The 26,532-nt window shown below is 31.7% G+C and carries 25 protein-coding genes, 1 tRNA gene and 1 pseudogene; 5 read left to right on the top strand and 22 right to left on the bottom strand.

Features of this window, described 5'->3' with window-relative positions; all coding sequences use genetic code 11:
• Positions 1-103: 103 nt before the first annotated feature.
• Positions 104-1,708 (bottom strand): phosphoenolpyruvate carboxykinase (ATP), encoded by a 1,605-nt coding sequence (gene pckA, locus DMB68_RS11245; RefSeq protein ID WP_110346764.1) that lies wholly within the window; start codon positions 1,706-1,708, stop codon positions 104-106.
• A 186-nt stretch (positions 1,709-1,894) separates the two neighbouring features.
• Positions 1,895-2,281 carry a DUF423 domain-containing protein gene (locus DMB68_RS11240; RefSeq protein ID WP_110346763.1) on the bottom strand — a complete coding sequence of 129 codons (387 nt, stop codon included), beginning with the start codon at positions 2,279-2,281 and terminating at the stop codon, positions 1,895-1,897.
• Positions 2,282-2,456: 175 nt separating this feature from the next.
• Here DMB68_RS11240 and DMB68_RS11235 point away from each other — a divergent pair, with 175 nt between their 5' ends.
• Positions 2,457-3,821: a saccharopine dehydrogenase family protein gene (locus tag DMB68_RS11235; RefSeq protein ID WP_110346762.1), complete on the top strand. Its 1,365-nt coding sequence runs from the start codon at positions 2,457-2,459 to the stop codon at positions 3,819-3,821.
• Between the two features lie 73 nt (positions 3,822-3,894).
• Here DMB68_RS11235 and DMB68_RS23375 read toward each other — a convergent pair whose 3' ends face one another.
• Together DMB68_RS23375 and DMB68_RS11225 are read right to left on the bottom strand one after the other, a co-directional pair.
• Positions 3,895-4,635 carry an energy transducer TonB gene (locus DMB68_RS23375; RefSeq protein WP_165830130.1) on the bottom strand — a complete coding sequence of 247 codons (741 nt, stop codon included), beginning with the start codon at positions 4,633-4,635 and terminating at the stop codon, positions 3,895-3,897.
• Between the two features lie 192 nt (positions 4,636-4,827).
• Entirely contained in the window at positions 4,828-6,216 is a 1,389-nt protein-coding gene (locus tag DMB68_RS11225) for a dipeptidase (RefSeq protein ID WP_110346761.1), read from the bottom strand.
• Positions 6,217-6,325: 109 nt separating this feature from the next.
• Between DMB68_RS11225 and DMB68_RS11220 the strand changes: the two genes are divergently transcribed.
• A tRNA-Leu gene (locus tag DMB68_RS11220) sits at positions 6,326-6,407 on the top strand.
• A 485-nt stretch (positions 6,408-6,892) separates the two neighbouring features.
• Here DMB68_RS11220 and DMB68_RS11215 read toward each other — a convergent pair.
• The 13 genes from DMB68_RS11215 to DMB68_RS11155 form a co-directional block, all read right to left on the bottom strand.
• Positions 6,893-7,972, bottom strand: coding sequence for a topoisomerase II (locus DMB68_RS11215; protein WP_124019421.1), 1,080 nt, complete (start codon positions 7,970-7,972; stop codon positions 6,893-6,895).
• 150 nt (positions 7,973-8,122) lie between these two features.
• The gene (locus tag DMB68_RS11210; RefSeq protein WP_110346759.1) at positions 8,123-9,256 is read right to left on the bottom strand and encodes a DUF3800 domain-containing protein; all 1,134 of its coding nucleotides are present in this window, start codon (positions 9,254-9,256) and stop codon (positions 8,123-8,125) included.
• A gap of 160 nt (positions 9,257-9,416) precedes the next feature.
• Complete coding sequence (locus DMB68_RS11205; protein WP_165830129.1) at positions 9,417-10,181, bottom strand: hypothetical protein; 765 nt, start codon at positions 10,179-10,181, stop codon at positions 9,417-9,419.
• A 138-nt stretch (positions 10,182-10,319) separates the two neighbouring features.
• Positions 10,320-11,399: a hypothetical protein gene (locus tag DMB68_RS11200; RefSeq protein ID WP_124019420.1), complete on the bottom strand. Its 1,080-nt coding sequence runs from the start codon at positions 11,397-11,399 to the stop codon at positions 10,320-10,322.
• Between the two features lie 165 nt (positions 11,400-11,564).
• Positions 11,565-12,029, bottom strand: coding sequence for a hypothetical protein (locus tag DMB68_RS11195; protein ID WP_110346756.1), 465 nt, complete (start codon positions 12,027-12,029; stop codon positions 11,565-11,567).
• 163 nt (positions 12,030-12,192) lie between these two features.
• Positions 12,193-12,900 (bottom strand): GNAT family N-acetyltransferase, encoded by a 708-nt coding sequence (locus tag DMB68_RS11190; RefSeq protein ID WP_110346755.1) that lies wholly within the window; start codon positions 12,898-12,900, stop codon positions 12,193-12,195.
• A 207-nt stretch (positions 12,901-13,107) separates the two neighbouring features.
• Positions 13,108-13,257: a hypothetical protein gene (locus DMB68_RS11185; RefSeq protein WP_165830128.1), complete on the bottom strand. Its 150-nt coding sequence runs from the start codon at positions 13,255-13,257 to the stop codon at positions 13,108-13,110.
• A 127-nt stretch (positions 13,258-13,384) separates the two neighbouring features.
• The gene (locus DMB68_RS11180; RefSeq protein WP_110346753.1) at positions 13,385-13,594 is read right to left on the bottom strand and encodes a hypothetical protein; all 210 of its coding nucleotides are present in this window, start codon (positions 13,592-13,594) and stop codon (positions 13,385-13,387) included.
• A 175-nt stretch (positions 13,595-13,769) separates the two neighbouring features.
• Positions 13,770-14,795, bottom strand: coding sequence for a PIN domain-containing protein (locus tag DMB68_RS11175; RefSeq protein ID WP_110346752.1), 1,026 nt, complete (start codon positions 14,793-14,795; stop codon positions 13,770-13,772).
• Positions 14,796-14,964: 169 nt separating this feature from the next.
• Complete coding sequence (locus DMB68_RS11170; protein WP_110346751.1) at positions 14,965-15,258, bottom strand: hypothetical protein; 294 nt, start codon at positions 15,256-15,258, stop codon at positions 14,965-14,967.
• Between the two features lie 31 nt (positions 15,259-15,289).
• On the bottom strand, positions 15,290-15,670 hold the full coding sequence (locus DMB68_RS11165) for a hypothetical protein (protein ID WP_110346750.1): 381 nt from the start codon (positions 15,668-15,670) through the stop codon (positions 15,290-15,292).
• A gap of 464 nt (positions 15,671-16,134) precedes the next feature.
• Positions 16,135-16,716: a hypothetical protein gene (locus DMB68_RS11160; protein ID WP_110346749.1), complete on the bottom strand. Its 582-nt coding sequence runs from the start codon at positions 16,714-16,716 to the stop codon at positions 16,135-16,137.
• Positions 16,717-16,730: 14 nt separating this feature from the next.
• The gene (locus tag DMB68_RS11155) at positions 16,731-17,546 is read right to left on the bottom strand and encodes a hypothetical protein (protein WP_110346748.1); all 816 of its coding nucleotides are present in this window, start codon (positions 17,544-17,546) and stop codon (positions 16,731-16,733) included.
• A gap of 655 nt (positions 17,547-18,201) precedes the next feature.
• Between DMB68_RS11155 and DMB68_RS11150 the strand changes: the two genes are divergently transcribed.
• Positions 18,202-19,431: a hypothetical protein gene (locus DMB68_RS11150; RefSeq protein WP_110346747.1), complete on the top strand. Its 1,230-nt coding sequence runs from the start codon at positions 18,202-18,204 to the stop codon at positions 19,429-19,431.
• A 316-nt stretch (positions 19,432-19,747) separates the two neighbouring features.
• A pseudogene (locus tag DMB68_RS23795) lies at positions 19,748-20,083 on the top strand (tyrosine-type recombinase/integrase); the annotation flags it as partial.
• A gap of 58 nt (positions 20,084-20,141) precedes the next feature.
• Here DMB68_RS23795 and DMB68_RS11140 read toward each other — a convergent pair.
• Together DMB68_RS11140 and DMB68_RS11135 are read right to left on the bottom strand one after the other, a co-directional pair.
• Positions 20,142-20,816, bottom strand: a complete 675-nt coding sequence (locus tag DMB68_RS11140) for a hypothetical protein (protein WP_110346745.1) — start codon at positions 20,814-20,816, stop codon at positions 20,142-20,144.
• Between the two features lie 23 nt (positions 20,817-20,839).
• Complete coding sequence (locus tag DMB68_RS11135) at positions 20,840-21,574, bottom strand: hypothetical protein (protein WP_124019419.1); 735 nt, start codon at positions 21,572-21,574, stop codon at positions 20,840-20,842.
• Between the two features lie 118 nt (positions 21,575-21,692).
• On the opposite strand from DMB68_RS11135, the gene DMB68_RS11130 reads away from it, so the two are divergent.
• A complete protein-coding gene (locus tag DMB68_RS11130; RefSeq protein WP_110346743.1) occupies positions 21,693-21,965 on the top strand; it encodes a helix-turn-helix transcriptional regulator in 273 nt (90 codons plus the stop codon).
• 338 nt (positions 21,966-22,303) lie between these two features.
• Here the strand turns inward: DMB68_RS11130 and DMB68_RS11125 are convergent, their stop codons facing one another.
• The 3 genes from DMB68_RS11125 to DMB68_RS11115 are packed head-to-tail and all read right to left on the bottom strand — an operon-like array spanning position 22,304 to position 26,520.
• The gene (locus tag DMB68_RS11125) at positions 22,304-22,633 is read right to left on the bottom strand and encodes a DUF3892 domain-containing protein (RefSeq protein ID WP_110346742.1); all 330 of its coding nucleotides are present in this window, start codon (positions 22,631-22,633) and stop codon (positions 22,304-22,306) included.
• Between the two features lie 46 nt (positions 22,634-22,679).
• On the bottom strand, positions 22,680-24,440 hold the full coding sequence (locus tag DMB68_RS11120) for a UvrD-helicase domain-containing protein (RefSeq protein WP_110346741.1): 1,761 nt from the start codon (positions 24,438-24,440) through the stop codon (positions 22,680-22,682).
• Positions 24,441-24,444: 4 nt separating this feature from the next.
• Positions 24,445-26,520: an ATP-dependent nuclease gene (locus DMB68_RS11115; protein ID WP_231131641.1), complete on the bottom strand. Its 2,076-nt coding sequence runs from the start codon at positions 26,518-26,520 to the stop codon at positions 24,445-24,447.
• Positions 26,521-26,532 lie beyond the last annotated feature (12 nt).

Genomic DNA, 26,532 nt, shown 5'->3' with positions numbered 1-26,532 from the left:
GCAGTGTTTAGTGTTTATTTTTATTTTTTAGCTGCGATTGGAAACCAAACAAAAAAGCTGTTCATAACGAACAGCTTTTTTTAGTTTGAATCAATAATTTCTTTTATTCTGTAATCGGTGCGCCGGCTAAAATTTCGGCATTTGCAAACTCTTCAAATTTGGCAAAATTAGCTTTAAATTTCTGAGCCAATTCTAACGCCTTTTTATCATATAACGCAGGATCTTCCCAGGTATTTCTCGGATTTAAAATTTCACTTGGAACATTCGGACAGGATTGTGGTTTTGCAATTCCAAATACTTTATGGTCTACGTATTCCACATTATCCAGTTCTCCGTTTAATGCTGCCGTAATCATGGCGCGGGTATACTTTAACTTCATTCGGCTTCCTGTTCCGTATGGTCCGCCTGTCCATCCGGTATTGATTAGCCAGACTTTTACATCGGCATCTTTCATTTTTTTGCTTAACATTTCTGCATATTTTGTTGGATGCAAAGGCATAAAAGGCGCTCCAAAACAGGCTGAAAAGTTAGGTTGCGGTTCTGTAACCCCGGCTTCAGTTCCGGCAACTTTTGCAGTGTAGCCTGAAATAAAATGGTAAGCTGCCTGACCCGGAGTCAGTTTTGAGATTGGAGGCAAAATTCCGAAAGAATCTGCCGTTAAGAAAAATATATTCTTAGGATTATGGCCAATTGAACCTGGCTGAATATTATCGATATGTGTTATTGGGTAACTTACACGTGTGTTTTGTGTAATCGAAATATTTTCATAATCAACTTCGTTTGTTCCGGCTTTAAAAACCACATTTTCCAAAAGCGCTCCTTTTTTAATCGCCCTGAAAATATCCGGTTCATTTTCTTCTGATAAGTTAATTACTTTGGCATAACAGCCTCCTTCGAAGTTAAAAACAGTGTTTTCGCTTGTCCATCCGTGTTCATCATCACCGATCAATTTACGTTCCGGATCTGCAGATAAAGTTGTTTTTCCTGTTCCTGATAAACCAAAGAAAATTGCTGTGTCTCCTGCTTCTCCAACATTGGCACTGCAATGCATTGGCAATGTATTTTCGAAAACCGGCAGAATAAAATTAAGAGCAGAGAAGATTCCTTTTTTCATTTCTCCTGTATAACCTGTTCCGCCAATTAAGGCTACTTTTTTAGTAAAATCCAGAATAGCAAAATTAGACTGACGTGTTCCGTCTACAGCAGGATCTGCCATAAAACCTGGTGCACAAATCACGGTCCAGTCCGGAGTAAAGTTTGCCAGTTCAGATTCTTCCGGACGAAGAAACATATTGTAGCAAAATAAATTAGACCAGGCAGTTTCCGTTACTACACGCACATTCAATCTGTAATTGGCATCAGAGCAGACATATGAATCGCGTACAAAAACTTGTTTGTTTGATAAAAACTGTGTGACTTTATTATATAATTTTTCAAAAGCTTCCGGTGAAAACGGGATGTTTATATTTCCCCACCATACTTTATCTTCTGTAATTTTATCTTTTACAATAAAACGATCTTGCGGAGAACGTCCGGTAAATTCGCCTGTATTAATTGCCAAAGCACCTGTCGAAGCTTCAACACCCTGCCCTGACTGCACAGTAATCGCATGCAGTTCATCTGCTGATAATTGATACTGTACGTTAGCATTTGTTATTCCTAAATCCATAAGCGAAATCGATTTCGTGGAAAGTGTATTAGTCTCCATAAATTTTTGTTGTGTTATAATTTACTTTAAAATATCAATTTTAAAAAATACAAAGGCACTTCGTTTGTGTTATATTATTTATGAATATCTACAAATAATATATAAAATTCACACTGACAAAGCTTCCTGTTATATATACAACAAAATTAAGTATTAAATTTTAGATAGAATTTTTTTAAACCAATTTTATGATTTTTTCTTAAAAAAAGTAGCTAAAAGTACAAACCAAGCGAAGATTAATAAGAATCCGCCAATTGGAGTTACGAATCCAATAATTTTAAAGTCAATTGTAGTGACATTTTTTGTAGTCAGCAAAAAGATGGATCCTGAGAATAAAAGCACCCCTCCCAATACTAAATTATAAATCACTTTTAACGTTTTTAAAGACAACTCTTTTCTGGACGCTACAAAAAATAAAAAGAAAGCATGGTACATTTGATAACGGACACCAGTTTCAAAACTGGTTAATTGTTCCGGGATCAATATCGCTTTTAGGGCGTGGGCACCAAAAGCACCTAAAATAATGGCTAACATTCCAAAAATAGCAGCTGTAATAATTATTTTTCTTTCCATTTTTACTTGTATTTAATATCACAAAAATAGTCTTAATTCAATCAAACAAAAAACATTTCAAATACACTTTTCAAAAAAATCTGATTTACTTTGTTCCATTTATTTTAAAAATTTCACCATTCATTAATTGTTATTTTTGTAACAATTTACTATGTTTGTGTTATATATGTAAATCATGAGACATGTTCTAATAATTGGAGCCGGAAGATCCGCATCATCTTTGATACGGTATTTACTTTCAAAATCTGAAAGCGAAAACCTGCATATTATTGTGGCTGATTTGTCATTGGCCCTGGCCGAAAAAAAAATCAACAACCATCCCAATGCCACCCCAATTGCCCTGAATATTTTTGATATTGAAGAAAGGAAAGCTGCCATAGAAAAAGCTTCAATCGTCATTTCTATGCTTCCTGCATATTTACACATTGAAATTGCAAAAGACTGTCTGCAATACAAAAAACATCTCGTTACTGCTTCCTATATCAGCGATGCCATGATGGAACTTGATGAAGAAGCCAGACAAAACAATTTGATTTTCATGAATGAAATTGGCCTCGATCCCGGAATAGATCATATGAGTGCTATGAAAGTTATTGACGAAATTAGGTCGAAAGGCGGTAAGATGCTGCTTTTTGAATCTTTTTGTGGGGGTCTGGTAGCTCCGGAATCAGATAATAATTTGTGGAATTACAAATTTACCTGGGCGCCGCGAAATGTAGTATTAGCGGGTCAGGGTGGCGCAGCCAAGTTTATTCAGGAAGGTACTTATAAATACATTCCATACGGAACCTTATTTCGCAGAACGGAGTTTCTCGAAGTAGAGGGCTACGGTAAATTTGAAGCCTATTCCAACCGTGATTCGCTTAAATACCGGTCAATTTACGGTTTAGATGATATTCTGACCTTATACAGAGGAACGATTAGAAGAGTTGGCTTTTCGAAAGCATGGAATATGTTTGTGCAATTAGGAATGACAGATGACAGCTACATCATGGAAGATTCTGAAAACATGAGCTACCGTCAGTTTACGAATTCTTTTTTGCCTTATCACCCAACCGATTCTGTGGAAATAAAAATGCGTTTGATTTTAAAAATCGATCAGGATGATATTATGTGGGACAAGCTTTTGGAATTGGATTTATTTAATCCTGACAAAAAAGTGAATTTACCTAATGCAACTCCTGCACAGATTTTAGAAAAAATACTCACTGACAGCTGGGCGCTGCAGCCAGATGATAAAGATATGATTGTAATGTATCATAAATTTGGTTACGAACTGAATGGTGAGAAAAGACAAATAGACTCAAAAATGGCTTGCATTGGCGATGATCAGACGTATACTGCAATGGCAAAAACTGTCGGACTTCCCGTGGCTATTGCGACTTTATTGATTTTGAATGGCAAAATTACAACTCCGGGCGTACAGCTTCCAATCAACAAAGAAGTGTATTTGCCTATTTTAGAAGAATTAGAAAGTTATGGTGTCGTTTTTTACGAACAAAACATGCCCTATTTTGGATACAATCCGGACTTATTTTAGCCGGATTTATTTTTAGTTTTTTGAATTTTTTTAATATCCGCTTCTAAAGTTTAGAAGCGGATTTTTTCAGCAATTAATTTGCTGATTGAATTGTAAAAGGCAAACTGTAGGCTGTAATTACGGCTGTTCCGTCTTTAAGCTTACCCGGAGTCCAGTTTTTAATTAATTTTATACATCGCATAGCCTCCTCACCTGTACCATAACCGATATCTTTTAAAATCGTAATTTTCCCTATCGAGCCATCTTTTTCAATTACAAAACCAATGACAAGCTGCCCTTTTAGACCTTCCTTTTCGGGAGTTTTAAAGTGTTTTGAAATGTCGATATAAAAATTTTGCAGACCGCCCGGATAAGCTGGTCTTTCAAAAACTTCGGATTCTGAATATATTCTTTCTTCAGGCTTTTCAGTAGCCTTAATATTAATAGGCAAAGAGTATAAAACCCGAACCGGTTCTCCTTTGTATTTTCCCGGAATCCATTTAGGACAACTTTGAAGCACCCGGATCGCTTCTTTTCCTGTACCGTAACCAATATCTCTTAAAACTTTTATATCTGCTAAGGAACCATCTTTTTCAATTATAAATGTAACATAGATTTTACCCGCTAATCCCTGAACTTTTGGTGTTTGGTAATTAGCACCTATAAAATCATAAAATCCCTGCATACCACCCGGAAAATCAGGTTTTTCATCCAATTCAGACATATGATGATAATCCTTATTCGTATCCGGAACTTGTGTTTGAGCTTTAATTGCTGCAGAAATAAAGACAATGAGTAAAAAAAGAATTGATGAAAGTTTTTTTTGTGATGTCACGCCGATTGATTTTGATTGAACCTGAATAATAATTTGCAATTTTAATCAATAAAATAATACAACTAATTTTTATTTTAATAACTGACTTTCTTATGTTAGAAATTCAACAAAAATCCTATTAGTTTTCTTCTATCTATATCAAAAAAAATCCGCTCATTGCTGAACGGATTTGAATTGTATTGATAGTTGAAATTACTTTGAAAGTTCCACAAAATACTTGTAAAACAACGGAATAGTTTCAATTCCTTTCAGGTAATTAAAGATTCCGAAATGCTCATTTGGTGAGTGAATGGCATCGCTGTCTAAACCAAATCCCATCAAAATTGTTTTGCTTTTTAGTTCTTTTTCGAACAGTGACACAATTGGAATACTTCCGCCGGAACGAACCGGAATGGCCGGAACTCCAAAAGTTTCTGTGTAAGCCATATTTGCTGCTTTGTATCCAATACTGTCAATAGGCGTAACATAGCCCTGACCTCCGTGGTGCGGCGTCACTTTTACGGTAACACCGGCAGGCGCAATGCTGGTGAAATGTTGGGTAAAAAGTTCTGTAATCTCATGCCAATCCTGATTTGGAACCAGACGCATCGAGATTTTAGCAAAAGCTTTGCTCGCAATAACTGTTTTTGCGCCTTCGCCCTGATAACCGCCCCAGATTCCGTTTACATCTAAGGTTGGACGGATTGAGTTGCGTTCGTTGGTTACATAGCCTTTTTCGCCATAAACGTCAGCGATATTCAAAGCGTTTTTATATTTTTCTAAGCTGAAAGGTGCTTTTGCCATTTCGGCTCTTTCTTCTGCAGATAATTCCTGTACTTTATCGTAGAATCCCGGAATCGTAATATGATTGTCTTCGTCGTGAAGTGAAGCAATCATTTTTGCCAGAATATTAATTGGGTTCGCCACTGCCCCGCCGTATAAACCTGAGTGCAGGTCGCGGTTTGGTCCTGTAACTTCAACTTCTACGTAACTTAAACCTCGTAAGCCTGTCGTGATAGACGGTTGTTGGTTCGAAATCATTCCGGTATCTGAAATTAAGATTACATCGTTTTTCAGTTTTTCCTGATTGCGTTCTACGAACCAGGCTAAGCTTGCCGAACCTACTTCTTCTTCGCCTTCGATCATGAATTTTACGTTGCAAGGTAAAGTATTGCTTTGAACCATATATTCAAGCGCTTTTACGTGCATGTACATTTGGCCTTTGTCATCGCAGGCACCACGGGCGAAAATAGCTCCTTCGGGATGAATATCTGTTGTTTTGATAACGGGTTCAAAAGGTAGAGACGTCCACAATTCCATTGGATCCGGCGGCTGAACATCATAATGTCCGTAAACTAAAACAGTAGGAAGATTGGGATCGATTATTTTTTCTCCGTAGATAATTGGGTAACCCGGAGTGTCGCAAACTTCAACTAAATCGCAGCCTGCTTTTTCTAAACTTACTTTTACAGCCTCAGATGTATCAATTACATCTTGTGAATATGCAGTGTCGGCACTTACCGACGGAATTTTTAATAATTCGATCAACTCATTGATAAAGCGATCTTTATGTTGTTGAACGTACGACTTAATGTTTTCCATTTAAATTATTTTTATAGAAAACCAAATATACAAAAAAGAGAATGAATAATTTTTTTCAAATTTTTCTTTGAATATTCGAAAGTATGCTTATCTTTGCACCCACAATTACGCGGATATGGTGAAATTGGTAGACATGCCAGACTTAGGATCTGGTGCCGCAAGGCGTGTAGGTTCGAGTCCTATTATCCGCACAAACATTAAGACTTAAATAACTGTTAATCAGTTTTTTAAGTCTTTTTTATTTCATATATTCCCCTAAAAAGCACCCCGTATCCAATTATTTATCCTATCTGAACTCAAATTAATCTCTTTTAACTAATGTCTGCTAACTATTGTGTTTTGTATTTACTTCCATTTAAATCATTGTACCAGTTTTCTAACTCAACAGAATTATTCAAGTCATCGCAGTAAAGTTTCAAAAGCGATGTCTCTGTTCGTTTAAGCCATGATACAAAATCATCATAATCTTATTTCTAATTACCTTTCCTAAAACTCTTTGTCGACCAAAGGTGAAAATTTGCTCAGAATTCGAAAATCCCTATTCCCGAATGTTACCATATTACTATCGCGGGCTACGAGGTATTGAAGTTTATACAACTTTCGCCTTTTATTATTCTTGAAATTGAAGATTCCTATTACTCAAAATTAGTTGTAATAGTTGTTAACCACAGTCTATCTATTTAATTGAAATAATGTCTTGAATCAATTCATCAACACTTTGACGATCGGCTTTTCTCTTGGATAGATAATATTCCATTGCTTTAAAACAATTTTTCATGTCGATAAGATTGTCATCTGTAAAAGTCATTATTGTAATTCCATACTGTTGGAAATATTCATTTCTCTTTTGCATCTCACGACCCCACTTTAAAGCTAAATCTTTATTCAACTCAGTCTGAGTTTTTGATTTTATACCAGAAATTGCCATATGTGTTGATTGAGGACTTAATTCAAAGCCGATGCGCTCGCCAGTATGACAATTTAAGATTGTGAAATCTAATCTATATTTATGTTTTTGCTTTATACCCTCATAACGAAATTCAGGAATAAGTAACGGTTCTAATAACGGGTTTTGTGATTTTCTAATATAATCAACATAAAAAGCAAAAATTTGTTTTTCATAAATTGAATTTGAAACTCTTTTGAGTATAGATTCATAAAAAATTAAAAAGTCGTTTAAATCACGAAATTTATATATCGTATTATTTTCGGGATCGACTAAGCCTGTTTTTAAAACATGACCAATAGTCCAATAGCCAAATTCAACTTTTCTAATTCTTCCAGGTTTATTTTCCCAGTTATCTTCAATTAATCTCGGCGATATTAATAAACCCCAAAATAACGTTTCAGAACCAAACCAAATTGACCATAAATTTTCTTGAGGTTTATCTTTAGTCCTAACTTTATAATGTCTATAAAAATCTCTTTCAAGGAAGAGAAGCACATATTCACGAATACGTTGTATTTTAAAAATCTTTTGCATCATAGACGGTCTGCCACTCTCAATAGAATCTTTTAGTCCAGATAACCAATCGGCAATATAATCATCATGTGTTGCCCATTTACCATGAACCATATCGAGACTTGAAGCCTTGTTTAGACTAATTGTTCCATGCAGTGATTGAAAAGATGAAACGTGACCTTTAATTTCAGCATAATCTTCTAAAACCCCCGATAAGCGTTTATTAAGTTCGTCAGTAATTTCATTTTCTATTCTCTCAAAATATGCAGAATCCTTTGTTGTTTCTACTTTCACGATTTGTTTTTTTAGATTGTCGTTAATTTTCCCATAATACAGCGGATTTAGGAATATATTAAGGCCATTCTTCGCATTTGCCAAATCTCCCAAATTCAAAACCACCTTTTCATTTAGCCAATTGCCCAAATCCGTTGTAGTAGTGTGTGTTTAGTTATTTATTATTTTCTTCAGTTCTTTAAATTCTTCATTTGCCAATAAATCAAGTTTATTACCTGATGCTAACATTATAGCTTTGTGCATTTCGTTAATTCTATTTAGCATCGGTAAAATTATTCGATTTCCATGCTTTATAAAAGAATATAAATCTTTTTCAGTTGTTGGAATTTTATAACCTTTGGGACTTGAAGAGATTAATATTCCATTATCTCTCAGGTTACCTACAATTTTGGATCTGAAATACTCTTCCGACAATTTTGATTCTCGGCTTTGGCTTAAGTGATTAAAAATCTCTTTTGTAGAAATATATCTTGATTTATAATATACTCTTTGGAATAAAAGCAATAATTTTAAGAAGTTGATTTGGTCAATCTTTTGTTGGTCGTTGCCTACTTCTTTTTCAATAAAATTATTAATTCTCAATATACTAACTTCTGCAATTAGTGGCGAATAAAATTCATCAGTGTTTGACTCATTAAATTCTTTAAAATTGTATTCCTTTGGAAAAAAATTGAAATCGCTTACAATCGGTTTTAATACAGTTTTAAATTCTTCACTATATTCTGATTTTTTAGTTTCATCATAAATGTAGGCGATTGTTCCAGCAACAAAATCTGCAATTTGAATTAAATTACTTTGTTTACTGTTTTGTATTCCAAATTGTGATCCTGAAAATAGATTTTTCTGATGGTTTTTATAAACATACTTTTTAAATTCAAGCATATAATCGTTTCCGCCATGCTCATCTACAAATAAGTCTAATTGGGGGAAAGTTCTGAACAGTTCTTTATATAATAAATTATTTAAGTATTTATAAAATGATTTTTTATAATTGAAGCCTTGTCCTTTAAGTTCTCTTTTGTCAACTATAACTGCATACACAGAAATATCAAGATTAACAATATCATTTAGAATATTAAGTCTTCTTTTATGATTGCCTGCAACGCCACTTGATTTAATTTCTCCAGTTTGGAAATTATGATTTTGTCTAATTATATCAACTTGTTTTTCTAAATCTTGTACTTTTTCAGAATTACAAATTACAGTGGCAACAATAAAATGACTTCCTTGTGAATCAAATTTAAACGAATTGTTTCCGGATTCATCTGCAAATGCTGTTATCATAGAATTTGTTTCTTTTAAGAAGTTTTTAATAATTAGGCACGTTCTGGCACTACAGCGGGCTTGGAACTAAATTAAGCCCATTTTTCGGATTTGCCAAATCATCGCAAATACAAAACTTACTTCCCATTAAGCCAAATACCCAAATCCATTGTGGTATCTGTTAGCAGATGTATTTTTTCATTTCGCACTCTATGAATTTGTAATCTAATTCTTTACTTAAATTAAAAATGCTAAAATGCCTTTTGCTCTCTGGGACTTTACTCAATAATTTCAACGCATGCTTCGGTTTTATTTTTTTACTAATTAGACAGGCCAGGATATATAAGTCAATTTCTTCATTTTCTATAAATTCAAGATTCTTAAATTTTGTCTGCGATAAAAGTTCAATAAGCCGTTTTTTATAAAAGAATGAAGGTTCCGTGTACCAAATTTCTGTAATATTTTCTGCAAGAAACTCCAAGTTTTTTTTATCTAATAAAGGTAGAAGAAATACCGCATTCCCGGAACTTAAGTATTCTTTTAATAATTCTTTTGCAACATCCTTTTTTGCGTATTTGATATATTTAACTGCTGACTTTTTATCATTTGAATATTTTGAGTAAAAAAAAGTATTGAAGTAATCATATTTATAATCATCATCAAGTTTAATTAAAAGAATTTCTAAAACTTTTCTAGTCCTTTGTGATTTATAATATTCAACTCCGTTTTCTAAAATGAATTTCAAATCTTCATATATTTTTTCGGTATTATCAATAGTATTTAGTCTTTTTTCAATATTGGAATAAATAGATGATTTTACTTCAATTAAACTATCATCTATATAAATTTGGATAAGTTCATTTAGATTAATTGTGTTCAATACAGAATGAATAAGTACATCAAAAGGATGATCAATTTGAAAAATTTCTTCTTTTTTAGATTTCAAATCTAATAGCATCTTTTTCTGTTTATTTGTCATAATATATCTGCTAACGTTCTAAATACTACAGAGGATTTGGGACTAATTTAGCCCATTGTTAATTAAGCCTATTGCTCAATCCGTTGTAGTAGCTGTAAGCTATTGTTAAAATTTCGGTTTAGTAATTTTCTTTTCTGTATATAAATCGCGATTAGTATTATCAAACCAAAATTTTAAAATATTGGTTTTTGAATTGTAAAATGGTTCTATTTTAAATATCTGTTTTGTGTTCTCTTCATCAAATATTGCAACTAGTCCTATTTCCGTTGTAGCATCACCCAAGATAATATGGTCACTAGTTGAAACATCTTCAGTTCTAAAAATAATTCCATTTTTAAAAGGTAGCGTTTTTTCTGAATTAAGAGCAACACGATAAATAAAAGGATTACTTCGCTCATAAAATACATAACTTAAATCATCTTGAGTATGCATTAAAATAGGATTACTCATAATTATTGTACTATCAATTAATTGATTTATACTGGCTTTTCTATTAAGAGTATTTTCTCGGTAAACTTTTATTGGTACAATTTCTTGACTAATATCTTTGATTAAATATAATTCTCCCTCACTTGCCATTGCTATTTGCACTAAATCTTGTTCTTGTTTAATTGAATCTAAACTTGTAAAATAAACAAAACATAAACTTTGAATTTTTTTAGTTCCTTGATAATTCCAAAGGGAACCTAAATAATAACTTGATTTCTCAATCAATTCTTTAATTTCGTCGGTTGTGTGATGATAGAGTTTAATAAAAGGCTTGTTATTAATTATTTCTCCTTTCCCGGTCGAGTATTCTAGAAGATTTTTTGGACCTTTTATTATACATTTAAAAAGATTGGAATGGTCTTGGAAGTTTTCAATATGATTTTCGTGAGAAATTGTAATTCTCAATGTATGTCCCCAAGCAATATCTATATTTATAGTGCCAAAAATCTCTTCTTCACTAAATTTATTTAAATGGTTTGGCAAGAATGAATAATGCTGAAACCAAGAAAATGTTTTATCATCATCCATTATGTAAATTAAATCTGGAACAATCACTGAAAACATTTCACCGTGAACAAGTTTACACTTAAAATATCCTTCGAATGTAGTATCACCAATTGGTTTACTTCCTCGAATATTATTATACATATTCGATTGTGATAATTCTATTCGATCAAATTGATAATTTTCTTTCATACGATATATTTGTATTAATAACAGCTAACGTTCTGGTACTTGGTGAGTTTGGGGAATAAACATGCGAGATTTTTCGGTTAAGCACAAATTTTCCAAGTACAAAACCATCTTTAAATTAAACTTAAAATCCCAATATCGCCAAATGGCTTTTACCTGCGTTGCTTTTTACTTCCGATTAATTTGATTTGAAATGATTTTCAATTTACTTTCTAAATTTTCTATTTCTGAATTTCTTTTGATCGTTACATATGCGTTGATTGTGAAGGTCAGGATAGCTAATATCAAAAGTATGGTGACTGACCAATTTCTAATTATGTCATGGTATTTTTCTCTTGATCTTTTTTTTCCTTCATCAAGATATTTTTGATCATAAAAAGAAGCAATGCCAATATCGGTAATTGCGTAATAAAATATATAATAGTCTTCTTCCTGTGTATATATATCTTTTTGATTTTCTAGATATTTAATTTGCTCAACGATTTTATTTTCTGAAAAATCCACGGTTTCTACTAATTCTAACCAAGTTCGAGCAATTTCTGAAACATGTATAGTATTTGGACTAGTCCCTTCTGACCTTTTCTCATGAAGGGACTTTAATATTGCATGTCGAATTTTAAATTTATTTTCCATACTTTCTATTATAGCATTGCATGTAACGTTCTGGTGCTTGGCGAGGGTGGGGAATAAAGATGCGAGATTTTTCGGTTAAACACAAATTTCTCAAATACAACACTAACTTTCCATTAAACCTAAAACCCCAATCTCGCTAAACGGCAGTTAGCGGCAGTGTTTTTTATTCAGTTAGTTCTTCCACAAAAAGAAAATTTCCAAATTCAATTTCTGTATTTGAAAAACGTTTTACTTTATTTTCTCTAATTACTTTACCGTTTTTTGTCCAACGAATATTCCAATCTGAGTTACAAGGATTTAATATTGGAAGAAATTTTTCCGAATTTATGCTCCAAATCCATTTTGGTTTAGTATCTTTTATTTGGTAAGGTTCTAAATCCCAAAGTTCCAATTTATTATTTTCATCAATTTCAATTGTTGGCTCATTTATTTCAATTAATGGTTTGAAATAAGTAAGGTCAGAAATAGAATATCCAATTTTTGGAAATTTTATAAATTCCATTTTTATCCAAAATTTTTCAGATTCTTGTGGTTCGCAAAAAAGTTTTATTGCAGAGAAATTATGGTTTTTAAAAAAGGTTGAAACTTCATTAAAAAAATATTTCCCAATTCCTTTTTTTCTAAATTCTCGCTTGATTTCAAAAATATCTATTTCAGCATACATATTAAAATCACACCAAATTAAAAATCCAATTACGTTGATTTCATTTTTTATAATTACAATTTTGTTTTCGGAATACGCTTTCGCTATTAAATTCCAATTATGATAAAAGCCATTATTTGAAGTTAGTAATTCTTCCTTTAACCAATTTTCAATTTCCTCTAATTCAAAATTTGCTATTTCAAATTTAATTTCAAGGTGGTTTTTCATATTTATGTTTAGGTCTTTTCTGAGGGAACATTACTGTCAACGTCCTGCGCTACAAGATATGGGATTAAAGAGGCGAGTTTTTCCAATATGCAAAAGTTTTCCAAATAAAAACCATCTTTAAATTTAGCCAAATGCCCAAATATCTTGTAATGCATGTTAGCGGCTGGGCATATCTTAAATAGTCAGTTGTACTCTTTTTAATCCAAGCTAAGATTTAAAAAGATATGGCATACTTGCTCTAATTTCCTTATCAAAAGCATACATTTTGTCTTCTTCCTCAAATGGAATAAAGTAAATTGTCGCGTCTTTTGTTTCTTTGGTTGTAAATATCGGTTCTGAATTATCTTGTATATCCATAATAGTTAATTCAATTCCCAAGTGAAACGCCTCGAATTCGTGAGGTACCGTTAGTTGATAATCTTTCATGATGTTTTGATTTATTTCAAGTATAAAGGTAAAAAAACAACATTAAATAGGGTTAATTTTACTGTTCATTTTGCCAAAGTTCAGGAACCTTGTCGCTTAACCCTTTGTCAAATTCATTTTTGGTTTCTTCATTATTGAACTGACAAGAATACTTAATTCCTGCTGTGGTTCTTTCTGTTTTAAATCTATATCCACATTGATATATAAACCCATCAATTTGCACTGTGAAATGCTCTTTATGATTAGGCACTGTAAAACTATACTCCATAATTAATTTTTAGTTGCTCGTATACACAATAGCTTCTCTGCCTTGCCACTAACGTTCTCGAGCCTTGCGCCGTTTGCGACGTACGAAGACGAGTATTTCAGCTAAACTAAAATAAGAATTAAAACGGTAATTTCACTAAATTGGCAAATTGCATGAGACGTGTGTTATAGGGCGTTTATGTATCCAGAAAGTCCCATTCTTCCCCTGAAACCCATCTAAGTGCTGATAATTTACCATTTATCATTCCCCATTCAAAATCATCCCAAATAAGATTCTCTTTACCATATTTTTCTTCTATTGTTTTCGCACCTTTTATCGCAGTTTCCCATATTATATCTACAATAGTCGTATTATGGTTTTGACTACTATAATCTTTAATATCAATAATCTTTACTTTCCCTGTTTTAATTTTATTTGCCAAGATTTGATGTCTGTTATACCAAATTTTTCTTTCTAATTCGTTACTCACTTCTGAAATTTCAGTAAGATTTCGTGGTTCTGATTTCCAATAATTATCTTCTTGTATATTAAGAACTAATTCAGCATTTATTTCATTTAATGCATCAATTAAATTGATGAAATAAAAAGATTTAGTTGAATCGAAGAAATCTGCAATATCTTTATGAGGGATTTTATGATTACCGTTTGTTAAACTAAAATCATTTTTATTATGTGTAACAAACATAAATTTACAGTCCTGAGGTTCATTTTGGATTATGTACTCAATATATGATTCAATAATTATTGCATCGCCAATACTATTTTTTGATAAATGAAAAGGAGCTTTTTTGTGAAGTGCTCTTTTTGAAGCTTTCAATAAAATTTCATCTGTAGTTTTAATAATTTCTGCTTGAGAGAATAATTTTTCAATTTTTTGCAACGAATTTAAAACTGATTCTCCGTAATTGGGAATTTTGCTTGTAAATTCATCTAGATGAGCCATAATAATTTTTTTATTTTTCTCTTCGCCAAAATCAAAGATTATATCTCTAACTTTTTCAAAGTAACTTGATAAATTCTTGCCTGCATCTGAAACAATTCTGTCTTTGTTATTTTGGAATTCTGACAATACTATTTCTGGAATTATTAACGAAACTTCCCAATCTTCTACAAGTTGGTCTAATAAGTTTACTAACTTTTCGTATTTTGATGTTTTGGCCAAGTCTAACCAAACACAGGTATCAATCATTAAATATGTCATATTCCGGTTTTCTGCGGTTAAGTGCCCTATAACGTTCTCGCGCTACAAGCAGTTTGGATTAAATTAAGCCCTATTTTCGGATTTGTTAAATTTTCAAATACAAACCAATTTTTCCATTAAGCCAAATATCCAAATTGCTGTAGCGTGTGTTAGCAGTAGGGCTGTCCTGTTACATATTAATTCCAAAATATATACCGCTAACTATTGTTACGAGCAAGCCTGAGTATAAATAACTTTTGGCTTTTAATTTTTCTGTTAAAGTTCTGCTTTTAAAAATTCCAAAAAGCAATGGCAATAAAAACAGGATTACAAACCCCACATTTTCAGTCAATATAGCTTTGTCTGAACTTGCTCCAGCGCCTGAACCAAAATAAAGAAAGAAAAATAATATAAGTACAAAAAATCCACTAACAACACAAAGCGATTCAATAATAACTAACAGAAAAAATAGACGTAAGTTCATAATACTATATTAGATTTTCTGTTATTTGGAATTAATTATAATTATTTTCAGAATCCCAATTTGTGAAGTAAGATAAATTTATATCATTAAATCTGGATATAAAATATTGCGCAAATATCTTTTCACATTCTAATAAAGTTTTGGGCTCTTTAGATAACTCAGTTACACCCATTTCCTCTCTGAAGATATTATTTTTTGAGCAAGTTAGAGAAGGAATATATTTTTTTCCATTTAAAATAGGCTCAGAATTAAAGGAAATAATACCGTAGCTAAATAAAAAATCATCAAAGAAACCATTATAATTTTCTCTACGACTTTCTTTGAATTTTGTTCTTAAAAATTCAGCGACTAATGAATTATTTGAATTGAAATAATTCTGCATTTCTTTATTGAAAACTATTGCTGTACTCATATGAATTGTATTTTTAGATTTCTATTTTTCCTTAATGGTGTATAAACCATAAATAGGCATTAATGTGCTAAATTTTGTTCGTTGTTCCATAAAATTGCATTTTTGTTTCTACGAATATAGGAATTTCCCCTTTAATCAAAATTTAAAAAATGAGGTAATCTTAATTTCCATTTTCCTGTAATGGCTTCTTAAATAATTTAGATGTCTAAAATTTTTAAATGACTTCGGTAAAGGATGTTTTTGGATATTTTGGTATATTTTTTTACATTATCAGTATATAATAATATTCAATATTTAGTGTCACTGCAATGAATTAAACACTAATAACAGTGTTATTAAAGAAAAGAGAATCTTTAAGGGAAAAATCTTCCAATAGGTTTTTTTACTTCACAAAAAATGCGTACTAGAAATTTTAGAAATACTTACTCGGTTTTAACTGAAATTTTATCATCTTAACAAATACTTTATTTTAAACCCTCACTTATTTCTGTAATTAATTCTGCGAATCCATCTTGGTTAAATGGATCCTTATTATTATCACCCCACACATCAAAATAGCTTTGATACTTTACAATTGTTGGCAAGAAGTCACTGTACTTTATGATCATGCTTGGAAGGCCGTCAACTGGATCACTATTCACAAATAGAATAGAAACTTCATCAAAATTACAGTTTAAATTGCCAGTGGATAATGATCGAAGATTATTGTCGAATATTAATTTTGAAGCTTTTTTAGGGGCATGTTGTAATGAATTTATGTTAGTATAGGAACAATTAAAAACACCACCAACTTCAACAGGGGAACCTTTCAAAGTCGTCAGGTTAACTAAGGTAGAAATATCAAAATTACCTGAGACCTTATTGAACTGTAGTGGTAGTTTTGTTAAAAAAGATGCGAAATCCGGAAATCTGACATCGCCTTGGACATTTACACTTTTGTCCTTATTTACCGTATAATTAAGCACTAACCAATGGTCACGTATAATTGTGTGAACATCATTTTGTTCTGCTAATAAATCATCCGGAAAAACGTATGCTAAATCCATATGCTATAATTATTTTAACGCAAACCAGATTTAATATCATATATGATATCTTCAAAATTTGCTTGGTTAAAATTGCCGTTAGTGAAAATATCTAAGTAATTCATATATCGAAAAACGATATGCAGCAAGTTCCTATGTTTTTCGATCAATAAATGTGGTGAAGATAGATCTGTTTTATTTCGTTTATTTTGTATTTCAATTGTAACTCTTTGCACATTGCAGCTTTTATTTCCCATGTCAACTGAGATTCCACTATCTATTGACACAGTATTTCCGATGTAACTGGGTATCCCGACTAAATTGCGTAGTAGGTTTCCAGTCACATGTAATGATCCCCCAACATATTTAGGGCCGGATTCTAATGAAATCAATCGATTTTTAAACAGAGAACAATTTCCCTCGATTATTTGCGGCGATCCATTTAGTGTTGTAATTTGGTTCAAGAATGCATTAAAATTTCCTTTAATATGTTGTGGGCATCCTTTTAAAGATGTTAATAAATTTTCATGGCAGGCAAAATCACGTCCTACAAAACCAGGTGCACCATTCAAGGATGTTAATTGATTATTGGAACAATTAAAATCACCGGTAACAGAATCGGGCACACCTTTTAACATTTCTAATTTGTTTGCATGGCAATAAAAATCACCATTTACTTTCCGAAACCGAAGTGGTAGTTTTTTTAGCGATGTATTGGTAATTTTCACACTACCGTCAACATCTATCATACCGTTTTCAAGAATGATACAATGATTAATTTGTACATTGATATTGAATTTTTTTATTATATGCTTAAGCTGTTCTTTTGTTATTATCTTTTCCTGTCTCATAATCACTTGATTCTCAAGCTAAGATATGCTGCCGAATCTACATACACCAGCATTTAAGAGAAGTATTTAATTATTTTTCAGTGTCTTCAGCTTTTAAACATCTCATTTGATCAATATAAATATGTTCCACACATATCTTTAAGGTATATTCTTTTATTCAATTGAATAGAAGTCTTTAACAAATGACTCGATCCTAAATTATCCTGTTTGACCGTTTGGGCGGTCAAACGAAAACAAGCATAAGAATCAATAATGAAATAAAAGAATTAAAGAACATTAAATACATATAATATATAAATAAGCAAAAGCATACAATGAGATTAAATATTATATAAGAGTATAATAAAAGAATACATGATATGCTGAGAAAAAGACACTTTCTCTGTTAACCCTTATAAAAACTGATGCTAACAGAGTATTTAAAATATTGTCATAATATAATTTTCCCTACAGTAAAAAATCAGCACCCCGCCAATTGATGTATTTACATAAACAATCCACCTGTTCAATAATCGCTTTAAAAAATAAATATATAGAATATCAGAACAAATCATTGAAGAAATGATATAAGTACTGATAGAGGTTTCCAGCCGTTTAGCAGCGGCTGGATCGCTTCCCTCTTAAACCTGAAGCACATAAAAAATAAGCGAATAAAATGTTCACACAAATTCCAATTAACACCTTAAACCGATCGGTTTTCAATCAGATTTCTAAAAAAGAAATCAACCGTTTAAAAAAAGCCACAAAATCTTTTGTTGCTAACACTACAGTTTTTAATCAGCTATTATCATATGAAAATTATCCAATCAATAAAAAGCTTGCAATTACTAATATTTTAGAATTCTTGGAATATGTAGATATCAAACTGCAAAAAAGTTATGATGCTAAAATAAAAATCCCAAAATCAGTTTTTGAAAATTATTTCACCTCACACCATTATATTTCTTATCAGGAAATATTTGCGAAACTGAATATCATAAAAGTTACTACTCATCCTGATGGATCATTTTATACCTGTAACTGGAAAGATAAAGAAGGACCGGTTGTAAAAGCTAAATGCAAAATATATCAGGTTAGCTACAATTATATGAATATGAAAGCACTTTCATTGATTATTCCGGACCAAAAAAAGAAAATCCTGCCTATAAGCAATGAATTGAAATGGTTGGATAAGAGATTCGTTAAAACGATAGAGAAGGTACAAATCAATTTACTAGCTGCATTTAACGACGAAATAACTGAATTTAGAACGGGTAACATTAACTTTAATCAACTTAAATGCAGATTACATCGTATTTTACAATTACAGCGAAGACGAAAAATCAAAAAAGGTAAAAATGTTAACCGGATTTATCACTCTTTAACAAACATATCAAAGATTTCACGTAAACACTTGAATATACCATTTATTTTTCTTGATGTAAAGAACTGTCAGCCTTTACTTTTATGTGCGTTGATGATTAAAGATGGTCATGACTTCGATCTCGAATATAGGTTAGATTGTGAGTGGGCATTTTTTTATGACCAGTTTAAGTGTTTTGGAAATAATGATAAAGGAACCACAAAAAGATTATTATATCGCCATGTGTTTTTTGGTTTTAAGCCAAATAAAAAAATTAATCAACATTTTAAAAAACTATATCCGGCTACCTGGGAATATCTGCATCAACTATCTAAAACAGATATATCATTGGCATCAAAACTGCAAAATTTGGAAAGTGAATTGTTTAACGTGTTGATTCCAGCCGAATCAAAACATTTCTTTACCCTATTTGACGCTATTTATTTTGATGATGTGCGTGATGCTGCAGAATTAGAATGCAACATTACAAAGTTTTTCGATGATTTAGGATTGGAAGTAGCTGTTGAGCATGGAATAAATTAAGTATTCTAATGAAATATAAAATGTTTTATGGGGGTGATGGTAGAATTTACAAAAATAATGTTCTTTTATGAGGTATATGAACGCTTAAGAAAATACATTTGTAATATTAAAAGACAGAAAAGTATGACGGGAAATGATTTTATTGATTTGACAAAGCATTAAATACTGGAATGAGATTAATCAAAACTAAAGAGAATTCAAATTTAGGATTACTAATTATTACTGGAATTAACCTTGGATTAAGGATTGAAAATTTACTACAATTTACATTTGAGGATCTAAGAAGTGAAACTGTGAGTATTGTCGAAGGAAAACGGGTAAAAAGCGTACATTAATCATTAATGATAACATTCATAATGCTTTAGCTTTATTTGAAAAAGATTACAATGGGTATGCTTTTAAAAGCCAAAAGAATACTGTTTATTCCCCTCAACATGTTAACCGGCTTTTAAAAAAATACTTCAAAAAAGGAAAAATCAGTACTCACAGTTTAAGAAAATCATTCGGTCGCAGAGTTTGGGAAAATTATAATCAAAGTGTGCGCAGTTTAATTTATTTATCAGAATTATTTCAGCATTCAAGCATTATCATAACCCGAATTTACTTGGGCATTCGTCAAGAAGAATTAGATAATATCTATGTTAATCTTTAGCAGTGTACAATTTGGAATATAAAAAAACCCGAATGAAAATTCGGGTTTTTGATGTTGTCTAATTAATTTCGGCATCGATAATTTCGTAATTCTTATTAGGACTATCAGGATTTACCCCCTTGAAAGTTCCTTTTACATTTACTAAATCAATAAAACCTGATCGGTACTCATCAATTGTTCCTGGCACTTTATATTCATAATTCAATACTGGTTCACTTGAAACAAACATCTTCAATTTCTTAACGTCTTTTGGGTTTTTGAGCGATATACGTAATGTGGCCGAGTAAGTACTTTTATATTTTTCATCATACTTAATTTCTTTCTTATCGAAGTAATCAGGAACGAAACTTCTATTTGGTGGATTATTTTCAAATCGTGGAATTGCAATGTTTTTTTCAGTAGAATAGAATATACCAAGTAATGAAACCTCGTCCCCGGAAATAAAATAGGTAGTGATACCTACATTTTTCAAATCGATCGTTTTATCTATATTATCAGATTCGAAAAATGAATCATTCTTTAAGTTTGTAGCAAATTCATAAGAATCATAAGTAATATTATCTTCCGGCTTATTACTATCGACACTAATTTCTTCATCAGTATGAATAGTTTGTGAGTCTAGTTGTTGTCCATCTTCAGTTTTTTCTGCTTTAGAGTTCTTTTTCCCTTCGCAATTTGCAAACAGTACGATTGTTAATATGGCTAGCAGTAAGTTTAATGTAATTTTCTTCATCTTCTGTGATTATAAAATGATTATTAGTTAGAATTTGTGGTTGTAAATGTTTTAATATCACCATAATATATTTCAGTACCAGAGAAATTTGATGCAAATGGTCGAAAATAATATGTAGTTTTTGAATTAAGATTTTTTGCAGACACTCGAAACGGTTCGGTAACTTCACTATTTGCATAAACAATGCTATCGGTAATATTTGGTGATCTATTTGTTGCAGAATAACAAAATCCCATTTTCAAATCATCCCACCTTATATTACCGTTTTTGAAGATAACACCACTTAATATAGCAGAATTAAAAGTTATATTCGCTGCATCGTAAGTGATAAATTCGGTCGGAGGAATTGTCATTTTAGAAGTTTGAAAGCTAATTTCGTTTCCGTAATAAGTTGATCCTGAATTTGATACTGCGTAAGCTTTTGCGTAAAACTTAGTGTTTTGTTGAAGGTCTATTAATAGAGTGCCATAAATACCGAGCATATTTTCACTGTTTTGAACTTTTAGATCTTTAATATTCGGATTTCCAATAGTATTATAACAAATGCCCCGAGACTGTACTGACTTCTCTATACTTGATTCAACTGAAGAAGGAACCAATACTGTTGTTGCCCTAATATCACTTGCTTGTAAAGTTTGAAGTTCAAAAACCTCTTTTGCATTCTCAGGTGAATCCTCTTTTGATTCTTCTTCCCCTGAACAACTTAAAAACATCATGGAAAGTAGCAACACGCACTTACTTTTAGTAAAATTATTCATAATTGAATTTGATTAATTAGTTAATATTTGATTGATTCAGTACTAGAATCTTTACAAATATACAAATTATAGCACAAGTGCTATAATGATTTTGTTTTATATGTATTCATTTTGATAAGTGGAAAAAAAAGATATAAAACAAAGAAAATTAATCTTCGATGAAGAAGGTTTACAGATGCTGGCTAGGCGACTAAAAGAAATACGTTCGGAAAAAGGCTTAACTCAGGAAGAACTTGCATATCGATCAGAAATTACATTATCACAAATAGCTAGAATTGAGACTGTAAGAATTAATCCTACTGTAAGTACTATTTTCAAAATTGCAAGAACCTTAGAAGTTCCGCTTAGCGAACTATTTAATTTTGAATTATCTTTACTTTCAGATAAATAAAGTCGTATGCATAAGCAAAAAACATAATGATCAGGTTCAGCTATTTAAGTCAGAAATATGGTTGAATTAAAATGAGAAAATGAGATTGATATTGAAAATTATTTAACGGTATTCCAAGAATATTATTCCCCGTAATTTCAACATATGAATTATTCAGGAAATTTAGGACTGGATTATCAAAAAAATTATGATCGTGAAACAATCTGTCAATATCCAAAATTCTTTTTGATCAAGATCTTATAGACATGGAAAGTGCTAAAGTTGATGATATACAAACTATCGGATTTTCATTAAGTCATAATGGAAAGGTTATATTGATTAAAAGATATTACCAGTGTTTATGAAAAATTAGTAGCCACTAAACCATAATTTATCAAATTACTTAAATTGTCTATAACTGTACCATCTTGATTAGTCCTTAAATACTTATTTGGATAGCTTCCTACTACTGAAACAATAGCACCTCTATTCCATGCTTCTGTATTGTAATTCCATAAAATTGTTATTGCAGAATTTTGATTATTATCTAATAAGCAAACAGCGTCTGATTTCGTTGTTTTTGTAGCTAAGCTAATCGTGTTTTCCTTATCATTAAAATGATGGATTGCATAATGGGTAATAACATTGTTGCTATTCTTCCACACTCCTGAAATTGTGTAATTTGCCATTTATTATTTGATATAGATTATTTTAGTTATTTTATTAAATTCGTGATTAGTTATTTATCTCATAAATCACATCACCAAATATCTTTTTTAAACCTGCTAAAGCATTGTTTGACAACTCTTGCGTGAAGAGCAGACATAATCTCTTTTGTGGTCTTGAACACGCTACATAAAACAAATTTCTATTTCTTTCGTAGGTGTCATTTTTATCAGCAGGAACTTTATCTGAATTGATCCATTCCAGAAATTGATTCCAATTATATTGGTTCCAACCCCGACCTAAAACAATAATCACATTTTCAAACTCAGCACCTTTAACACCATGTTTTGTAGAATATAAAGTTTTATCGTCGATGTATTTTGTTACATTGGAAATTTCAGAATATGGAATTAATCTTATTAGTTCGATTTTCGTAGCAAAGTTGTTATCATCTTCTTCTCTCTCTTCTTCTTTAGTAGCTATAATTTGTGAAAAACGCTGTTCTTTTTCTTCAATTTTCCTTGGTACTTTAGGTTTGTTAGTAGTTTTTAGTAAATCTAATACATTACCTACTGTACCGGTTTGACAAAGTTTGAGAAGTTTGGTCATATCGTCAAACCAAACCTTTTTGTCAGCATGCTTTCTAATCCTAGCAGTACCTATGTTAAAAGCATGAATCATTTCCCCATACTTTTTATTTTGAAATGCTTCAGAACCTATTTCTACCACATCCATAAGAAATGACATATACTCATTATTCTTTTTAAGAAAATCATCATTATCAGAAAATGCTTTTGCAACATTCTGATATCCTTGTTCAGAAGCGAGAACATTATTAGTTAACATCAGGATTTTAGTATTTTCCGAACTAATATTCCAATCATTTTTGTTTAATTCCTGTTTAGTCCATTCTAAATAATCATGCGCAACATTTTCTGGAAGATCACCATTCCAATGTGCACCTGTTCTTCTTTCCCCTTTCCAGTTATTACTATGGAAAACAACTATTTCCCCTTTAGAGCCGGGATCATACTCAAACTGTTTAAGTTCTGGTCGCATACGATTTAACACAGAAACAATATTTTTATCTGAACGAAAATTGGCCTGTTTACCAATAATTTCCATTTTACCTACACTTGTCTCAATTAAACCACAAGATTCTGTGCCGTAAATCTTCTGCCAATGATCACCAAAAAATCCTAAAATAAGATTAGATTCTACCTCAATAAAATTAGCTACCAATGCGTCTGCTAAAGCTTTGTTTGTGTCCTGATATTCGTCAATTAGAATAATCGGATATTTACTTGTAAAGATCTTTTTAAATTTATTATCCGACAAAAGTGAAGTAAATAGCTTTATAACATCATTATGATGCAAAAATATTTCTTCGCCTGTAATCTTTGGATATCCTAAACTATAAATGACCTTTTGTGATTTTATACCCCCTGCATCTTCAATCCTTTCTTGCCATTTATCTCCTAATTCTACCATCAAGTCACGAAGTCCCTTCTGAAAATTTTGTATAGCTTCCCATGCGAAAGCGTGTATTGTATCCGCTAATACTATGGGATGATTATCTGTTCTTGAACGGATTTCATCTTTTGCCACGTTTGTATACGTAATACATGCGATTTTTTTACTTGATTTTAAATACTCTGCATCATTTTTTTCTATAAGGTATTTTAAAGCTTTAATTAATGTGTAAGTCTTACCTGCACCTGCACCAGCTTCAACAAGAAAGTGCTTTTTATCATCAATTGCTTTAAATACATTAGCTAAACACTCAATTGATGCCTTCTCTGCAGGACTTATATCTACTTTTTCTGCCATGATTTTATTCTACTACTCCATTAATAACTTCAACTGCATCTATAGCTGGGGCTACAGGCTTACTTGCCAGCCACTCTAGACCTTCATGGATATATTTTGGCACAATCCATTTGGTTTCTTCAAGTGCATATTTCAAAGCAAATTCAGTTTTTTTCTTGTTGTCTGGTGCTAGTGCTTCGGCGCTTGCTTCTGCTTCATCTTCTGCAATTTCTAAAATTCCAAAATGTTCTCTATTAGCCAATATAAATGCTTCTTCAAAGCTTCTGCCAATTGCCGTCTTTCCATCTTCTGTAATTTGAAATGCAATTCTTCTCGAGCCAGAAACTTTATTCTCTGACGTAAGAGCAAGACAATCTGCAAGCTGATAATAGCCTTGACTGTCTTTAGCAAACCAGTTTTTTATTCCAGCATTTGAAGTATGAGAGCCATTTTTTACAAATGAGCCTGGATAAGTAGTTTTCTCACCATGTGTCATAAGTACCGAATCTAAGTCAGTAATAACCAAACATTGCAATTCAAGAAAATCTAAAAATTTATAAAAATGATGAGCAAATGCACCACCTACCTCTATCGTTGTTACATATTGCAAACCAAGTTGCGGCTTAGTCGCATCTGTTGCATCACATTTTGCTATAAGTAATGGCATCATTAATCTTTCCGCTGGCCCCTCAATAAGAATAGCTTTATCGGCAAAATATAAGTCACACTTAGTTAAAGTCAAATATTTATGAAGGAACTCTTTATCTTCTTTCAGATCATTAGCTGTGAATTCTTTTCTCAAATCTTTCACTATAGTCTGCCGTTGTGGTTCTCTTGATGTTAAAAAATATCTAATTGCTTCAAACTCGGCTTCATTCGCCATATGTGTAGAATGTGTAGTAACCACAAACTGAACAGGCCAAGGTTTACCATCATTTAATGTGTTTGAAAATTCATTTGCAATTTCATACAGTTTTCTAATAAAAATCTGTTGCATTTGCGGATGTAGATGTGCTTCAGGTTCTTCAATAAAAATAATATCTAAACTGTTGGAAATTTGCCTACTTTGGTACCTGCGAAAGAACTCAAAAAGTTGAAATAAAATGTAAATCAAATTTCTAGAACCTAATCCATTATATGTTTCAGGCAGGAAAAGATTATTCCCTTGTCCATATCGAATTTTTGTATGACTCTCTAAAATATTTGATACATCGATTGTGGTTTCAGTACTCAAATTAGGATCCGAAAGACCTGGATAACCAAACAGCCCTAGAGCAGGCAATAGCTTATTTAACTGACTATTAAAATCAGTGTCTACTTTTTGTTGAATGTCATCAATCACTAACTGCAACGCTGCTGAACTATCTTTCATGTCTTCAGGTGCAGCATTAGATTGGGATGTTTTAAAAAGCTGCGCTAAAACTTTTCCTAACACATCTTTCTCAGAGTGAGTAACGTCATCAAGTCCTCTTTGTGCATTTATAAAGCTAGCCCCTAATAATAATCTGAATTTCGAGTAATCAATTGTAGCTGTGTTTTCCGGATCAGTAGGATCTACAGCTGTAATATGAGTTTCAAAAAGGCTAGGAATTCTCTCTTTAAGTGACTTCATAAATATTTTTATGCTATCTTCACTTTCATCCGCTATACCATCGAAAAGTGAATCAATTTTGCCATTTTTAAGAGAGTATCGGACAGCTATAATAACAATATTACTTGCGGGATCAAGGTCGATTATAAAATCTCCTAATAATCCTAGATCGTCTATATCAACTGGATATTGTATCGTAATTCGAATTTCAATAAATGGAAGATTGGCTCGTATCTCATCATCATCTTTTCCATTCAACTTTGCATTTAATGCTTTAAGAAAACCATCCATTGCTGAAAGACTAAAATCATAAATTGAGAATGATGGATTTTTATCTCCAATTAATCGGCGAAAAATTTCCGTCAATGATGTTTTGCCTGAGTTATTTCTTCCAACGATAACTGTTGTGTGATCTTCCAAAGAAAGTATCACATGTTTTAATAATCGAAAATTGGTTATTTCAATAGTTTTAATTTTCATTTCTATGGCTTTAATGATAATAGTTTTCATTATATTTTATAA

Origin of the sequence: Flavobacterium hydrophilum, from assembly GCF_003202405.1 — a bacterium.
Lineage (GTDB): Bacteria > Bacteroidota > Bacteroidia > Flavobacteriales > Flavobacteriaceae > Flavobacterium > Flavobacterium hydrophilum.
The sequence above is the reverse complement of the archived record's forward strand: the minus strand, read 5'-3'. Positions and strand labels throughout refer to the sequence as shown.

Excerpts from the sequence above, each read along its gene's own strand:
- DMB68_RS11135 (WP_124019419.1), bottom strand. The coding sequence starts at position 21,574 with ATGAATAATTTTACTAAAAGTAAGTGCGTGTTGCTACTTTCCATGATG.
- DMB68_RS11165 (WP_110346750.1), bottom strand. The coding sequence starts at position 15,670 with ATGAGTACAGCAATAGTTTTCAATAAAGAAATGCAGAATTATTTCAAT.
- DMB68_RS11190 (WP_110346755.1), bottom strand. The coding sequence starts at position 12,900 with ATGAAAAACCACCTTGAAATTAAATTTGAAATAGCAAATTTTGAATTA.
- DMB68_RS11150 (WP_110346747.1), top strand. The coding sequence starts at position 18,202 with ATGTTCACACAAATTCCAATTAACACCTTAAACCGATCGGTTTTCAAT.
- DMB68_RS11160 (WP_110346749.1), bottom strand. The coding sequence starts at position 16,716 with ATGGATTTAGCATACGTTTTTCCGGATGATTTATTAGCAGAACAAAAT.
- DMB68_RS11140 (WP_110346745.1), bottom strand. The coding sequence starts at position 20,816 with ATGAAGAAAATTACATTAAACTTACTGCTAGCCATATTAACAATCGTA.
- DMB68_RS11240 (WP_110346763.1), bottom strand. The coding sequence starts at position 2,281 with ATGGAAAGAAAAATAATTATTACAGCTGCTATTTTTGGAATGTTAGCC.
- DMB68_RS11125 (WP_110346742.1), bottom strand. The coding sequence starts at position 22,633 with ATGGCAAATTACACAATTTCAGGAGTGTGGAAGAATAGCAACAATGTT.
- DMB68_RS11180 (WP_110346753.1), bottom strand. The coding sequence starts at position 13,594 with ATGGAGTATAGTTTTACAGTGCCTAATCATAAAGAGCATTTCACAGTG.
- DMB68_RS11170 (WP_110346751.1), bottom strand. The coding sequence starts at position 15,258 with ATGAACTTACGTCTATTTTTTCTGTTAGTTATTATTGAATCGCTTTGT.
- DMB68_RS11155 (WP_110346748.1), bottom strand. The coding sequence starts at position 17,546 with ATGAGACAGGAAAAGATAATAACAAAAGAACAGCTTAAGCATATAATA.
- DMB68_RS11225 (WP_110346761.1), bottom strand. The coding sequence starts at position 6,216 with ATGGAAAACATTAAGTCGTACGTTCAACAACATAAAGATCGCTTTATC.
- DMB68_RS11210 (WP_110346759.1), bottom strand. The coding sequence starts at position 9,256 with ATGATAACAGCATTTGCAGATGAATCCGGAAACAATTCGTTTAAATTT.
- DMB68_RS11195 (WP_110346756.1), bottom strand. The coding sequence starts at position 12,029 with ATGGAAAATAAATTTAAAATTCGACATGCAATATTAAAGTCCCTTCAT.
- DMB68_RS11235 (WP_110346762.1), top strand. The coding sequence starts at position 2,457 with ATGAGACATGTTCTAATAATTGGAGCCGGAAGATCCGCATCATCTTTG.
- DMB68_RS11120 (WP_110346741.1), bottom strand. The coding sequence starts at position 24,440 with ATGGCAGAAAAAGTAGATATAAGTCCTGCAGAGAAGGCATCAATTGAG.
- DMB68_RS11200 (WP_124019420.1), bottom strand. The coding sequence starts at position 11,399 with ATGAAAGAAAATTATCAATTTGATCGAATAGAATTATCACAATCGAAT.
- DMB68_RS11185 (WP_165830128.1), bottom strand. The coding sequence starts at position 13,257 with ATGGATATACAAGATAATTCAGAACCGATATTTACAACCAAAGAAACA.
- pckA (WP_110346764.1), bottom strand. The coding sequence starts at position 1,708 with ATGGAGACTAATACACTTTCCACGAAATCGATTTCGCTTATGGATTTA.
- DMB68_RS11175 (WP_110346752.1), bottom strand. The coding sequence starts at position 14,795 with ATGACATATTTAATGATTGATACCTGTGTTTGGTTAGACTTGGCCAAA.
- DMB68_RS11115 (WP_231131641.1), bottom strand. The coding sequence starts at position 26,520 with ATGAAAACTATTATCATTAAAGCCATAGAAATGAAAATTAAAACTATT.